Genomic DNA, 4,511 nt, shown 5'->3' with positions numbered 1-4,511 from the left:
GCATGATTGGCGACGACGATCTCGGCATTCTTGGCGCGGCGCACGATCTTCTCGATGAAGCAGGTGCGATAGTGCGGGCAGCCGGCATAGATGCATTCGCCGCGCCGGTCGGTGATTTCGCGCAGCGGCAGATAGGCCGCCAAAAACGCCGGAAAGCCGCTGCCGGAAATATCGCCATCACGGGTCGCGGCAACCCAGCGGCTGATCAATGCGAGCGCGACGGTGCGCATGCTGGGCGCCAGCGCCTGTCGTTTCACCGCCTCTTCGAAGTTCAACAGGCAGAGATAATTCTCGCGGCCTTTGCGCGCCACCACCTTGTCCTCGCGCTCGGCGGGATCGGGATGGAGGCGGGCGCATTCGGCCACGATCTGGCGCTGCAGATTGCGGGTGTAGGTCGAAATCCATAGCCCCGGCCCGTTTTTCTCCGCCCACAGACTGGCGGGCGCGAGATAGCCGAGCGTCTTGCCGATGCCGGTGCCCGCTTCCACCAAGGCGACGCGTGGCGCGCCGGCCCGTTCGCGCGGGCTGAAGGCGAATGCCGCCGCATCGACATAGGCGCGCTGTTCGGGCCGTTCTTCGCCGCCGCCTCCCACCAGCGCGGCGAGACGGGCGCGGGCTTCTTCGGGCGAGACCGGTTCGGACGACGGCTTGCCGGGCGCGGGCGCATCTTCCCACTCCTTCAGCGTTCGCCAGACTTCGAACCCGGCCAGCGGCGCGCGCTGCAACTCGGAGGGCTCGATCAGGTCGAGGATCAGCGGCGCCCAGCGCCAGCCCGCCTTGGCCATGGTCTGCGACAGCGGCCGTAGCACGGAGAGCGTCTGCGCAGGAAGGCCGACAAGCTCGTCGAGCAGCATATGCGCAGAGTCGCGCAAGGTGGCGACGCCGGTCGGCTCGGTCGCGGCGATGCCCAGCGCCCGCGCGATCCCGAGCGCACTCGGCACGCAGGCCACGCCGGGGCGGATGAAGGCGAAGAGCTCCAACACGTCGTAGGCCAGCCGCGCCGGCGTTGCCTTCAGCCGTCCGGCGACAAAGGCGGCGTTGGCGATCAGGACATTGCCGTCGGCCACCAGCGCGGCCGCGCGGGCGGTGCCGAGGCGGGCAATCTGGCCGTCGTCAACCACGGCCCCCATTCCGGCGGGCACGAGCGCCGGCAAGGCTTGAAGCTGCAACAGGATCGGATTTTTGAGTCTGGGATCGTTCACGCCGCGACTATGCGACGGAACCGACCATTGAGGCTACTAGATTGGGATAGCGAAACCCCAGCGCCAGCCGGAAGCGCTCATATTCGAACACCACCAACTGGGCGTCGTTGCGCAAATGGTGGGCGGAGTCGGCGTGGTAGGTCCCGTCCGCCAGCCTGCGGGCAGCCCTGGTGACACAATGAAAGCCGAGGGCGTCGGCTTCTTGGCCGATTTTGAGGGCGACGCGAACCGCTTCCTGCCAGAAGGCACAAGCCATCGCTTCCTGCAGCCGCTCGCACAAGGCGTCGGAGGTTTCGAGATAGAGCGTCAGGACCGGTTTCAGTTCGGCGCCATAGGTCATTTCCAAGGCGGCGAAAACGGCTTCGTCCGTGGCGCCGGGCGCATCGGTTTCGGGGGTGGTATTTTCGAGTACGGACGTTGACGTCATGGTCCCCCCAGCCTAGCTTCGCCGCCTTTCCAAAGAGTTTAGGAATTCCAAAGTATGAGCACGCCCCTCTCGGAAATTGCGCTGAAAGCGCACGCTTGGCCGTTCGAGGAGGCGCGAAAACTGCTCGCGCGGGGCGTGAAGGGTCGTGAAGTCGTGTTCGAGACTGGCTACGGGCCGTCCGGATTGCCGCACATCGGCACCTTCGGCGAGGTCGCCCGGACCACCTGGGTCCGCCGCGCGTTCCAGTTGATGAGCGATCTGCCCACCCGCCTGGTCGCCTTTTCCGACGATATGGACGGCCTCAGGAAGGTCCCCGACAACGTCCCCAACCAGGAGATGCTGCACGCGCATCTTGGCAAGTCGCTGACCGCGATCCCGGACCCGTTCGGAACCCATTCGAGCTTCGGCGCCCATAACAATGCACGGCTGCAGGCGTTCCTCGACCGTTTCGGCTTCGAGTACGAGTTTCTGTCGTCCACCGACTGCTACAAGGCCGGCCGCTTCGACGAGGCGCTTTTGACGGTGCTGCGCCATTACGAAAAGGTGCGCGACATCGTGCTGCCGACGCTTGGGCCAGAGCGCCGCGCCACCTATTCGCCGTTCCTGCCGGTGTCGGAGAAAACCGGCGTGGTGCTGCAGGTGCCGACGCTCGAAACCAACATCGACGCCGGTACCATCGTCTACGAAGAAGACGGCAAGAAGATCGAAACGCCGGTCACCGGCGGCCACGTCAAGCTGCAGTGGAAGGCCGACTGGGCGATGCGCTGGCTGGCGCTCGGCGTCGATTACGAAATGGCGGGCAAGGACCTGATTTCGTCGGTCGAGCTGTCGTCCAAGATCGTGCGGGCGCTCGGCGGCAAGCCGCCGGAAGGCTTCAATTACGAGCTCTTCCTCGACGACCAGGGCCAGAAGATTTCCAAATCGAAGGGCAACGGCCTTTCGGTGGAAGAATGGCTGACCTACGGCACCGAGGAAAGCTTGGCGCTGTTCATGTTCCAGAAGCCGCGCGTCGCCAAGAAGATGTATTTCGACGTCATCCCGCGCGCCGTCGACGATTACATTGCGTTCCTCGACGCCTATCGCCACAAGGAAACCGAGGACGCGCAGCATCTCGAAAGCCCGGTCTATCACATCCACGGCGGCACGGTGCCGGCGGAGACCTATCCGGTTTCGTTTGCATTGCTGCTGAACCTCGTCAGCGCCTCCAATGCGCACAATCGCGAGGTGTTGTGGGGCTTCATCCGCGCTTATGCGCCGGACGCCTCGCCGGAGAAGAATCGCGGTCTCGACAAGCTGGTCGGTTTCGCGATCCGCTATTACGAAGACTTCGTCAAGCCGGCGAAGAAGTTCCGCGCCCCCACCGAGCAGGAACGGGCCGCACTCGCCGATCTCGCCGCGACGCTACGCGCCTTCGGCGACGAGCACGATGCCGAAAAGGTCCAGTTCGAAATCTTCGAAGTCGGCAAGCGCCACAAGTTCGAGCCGTTGCGCGACTGGTTCAAGGCGATCTACGAGGTCTGCCTCGGCCAGAGCCAAGGCCCGCGCTTCGGCTCCTTCGCCGCCCTGTTCGGCTGCGTCGAAACCGCGAACCTGATCGAGCGGGCGCTCAAGGGCGAGTTCACCACAGCGGCGGAATGACCGCCCAGGTGCGTTTCTTGTGGGCTTCGAACGCTTCGCCGAAGCGTTCGCGCAGCGCTTTTTCCTCGATCAGTATGCGCACGACGTAGCCGATGAAGATGCCGCTGAAGCCGGCGGCGACGGAAATCCAGTTGCCGAGCGCCAGCCCGATGCCGATGACCGTCATCAGCCCGCCGGTATAGGAGGGATGGCGCAGCACGCGGTACGGCCCGCTGGTGACCAACACATGGTCGTCGAGGATACGAACGGATGTGCGGAAGTGGCGGCCGAGGGTCAGCACGGCCCAGACGCGCAGGACGATCCCGGCCCAAATGAGTACGATGCCGGTCCAGAACGCATCCATCGCCGGCACAATCCGCGCCCATGGCCACAGGTCGCCCGCATAGAAGGCGAGGGTCTGGCCGGCGCTGATCATCACGATGATGACGAAGATACTGCCGTGGTCCTTGCGCACCCCTGCCGCCGCCCGCCGGTCACGGCTGAAAATCCAGATTTCCATCACGATCCAGGCGAAATAGCTGATCCAAAAGGCGAGACGGATGGTCTGGGCGGGGTTCATCATGGGTGGAGGCTCCTAGTCTTGCCGTCTTATAGATTACTCTGCTATATAGAGTCAATCATCAAATAGAGCTTTCCCGTTTGCGACACCGTGCAGACTGGGCGCGGCCCCGCGCCAGGGCGACAGTACGCGCCGGCGTTGGGGGGAAATATCGTGAAAAAACACATGCTTGCTGCGGCCGTGTTGGTCGTCACGCTGGCTGCTGCCGAAGCCGGCGCGGCCACCAATGACCAATATCGCGGCTGCGACGGCTACGGCGCGCCCTCGTCTGATAGCGACGGCATGACCGATGTCGCCTCGTCCTTCTTCCTGTTTGCGCCACCGACGAGCAGCAGCATCACCCGCGCCAAGTCCGAGGGCGGTGTCGTCGGCGTCGCCGATTGCGATGCGGCGCTCGCCGATGTTCCGGCGCGCTATTGGATGCGCAAGGTCAGTCTCTACCGCGCCCGCGCGGTCCATCAGATCACCGTCGGCGACTACCCCAAGGCCAACGCCGATCTCGATGCCGCCGAAGCCGTGGCGGCGGGGCATGACGATCCCTTCTATGCCCGCAGCCTCGGCTGGGGTCTGGCGATGACCCGCGCCTATGCGGTCCGCAGCGCCGGCGATCAGGCCAAGGCGACCCAAATGGTGCAGAGACTCCTCGCCGAGCGGCCGTTCAATCGCCAGACCGTCTACACTGCCT

Annotated in this window: 4 protein-coding genes and 1 pseudogene; 2 read left to right on the top strand and 3 right to left on the bottom strand. The window is 64.6% G+C overall.

Features of this window, described 5'->3' with window-relative positions; genetic code table 11:
• Positions 1 to 1,202: pseudogene (locus AC1P6P_RS08685) on the bottom strand (ATP-dependent DNA helicase); the annotation flags it as partial.
• A 7-nt stretch (positions 1,203 to 1,209) separates the two neighbouring features.
• Complete coding sequence (locus AC1P6P_RS08680; protein ID WP_481402043.1) at positions 1,210 to 1,629, bottom strand: hypothetical protein; 420 nt, start codon at positions 1,627 to 1,629, stop codon at positions 1,210 to 1,212.
• A 54-nt stretch (positions 1,630 to 1,683) separates the two neighbouring features.
• Between AC1P6P_RS08680 and AC1P6P_RS08675 the strand changes: the two genes are divergently transcribed.
• Complete coding sequence (locus AC1P6P_RS08675) at positions 1,684 to 3,267, top strand: lysine--tRNA ligase (RefSeq protein WP_481402042.1); 1,584 nt, start codon at positions 1,684 to 1,686, stop codon at positions 3,265 to 3,267.
• On the opposite strand, the gene AC1P6P_RS08670 is transcribed toward AC1P6P_RS08675, so the two are convergent.
• Positions 3,248 to 3,829, bottom strand: a complete 582-nt coding sequence (locus tag AC1P6P_RS08670; RefSeq protein ID WP_481402041.1) for a methyltransferase family protein — start codon at positions 3,827 to 3,829, stop codon at positions 3,248 to 3,250. The two genes, AC1P6P_RS08675 and AC1P6P_RS08670, sit on opposite strands and share 20 nt — an antisense overlap.
• Positions 3,830 to 3,979: 150 nt before the next feature.
• On the opposite strand from AC1P6P_RS08670, the gene AC1P6P_RS08665 reads away from it, so the two are divergent.
• Positions 3,980 to 4,511 (top strand): hypothetical protein (locus AC1P6P_RS08665; protein WP_481402040.1); only part of this gene is annotated, 532 nt, incomplete at its 3' end.

The sequence above is a fragment of the Rhizomicrobium sp. genome, from assembly GCF_056722145.1.
This window is presented reverse-complemented; position numbering and strand designations above follow the sequence as displayed.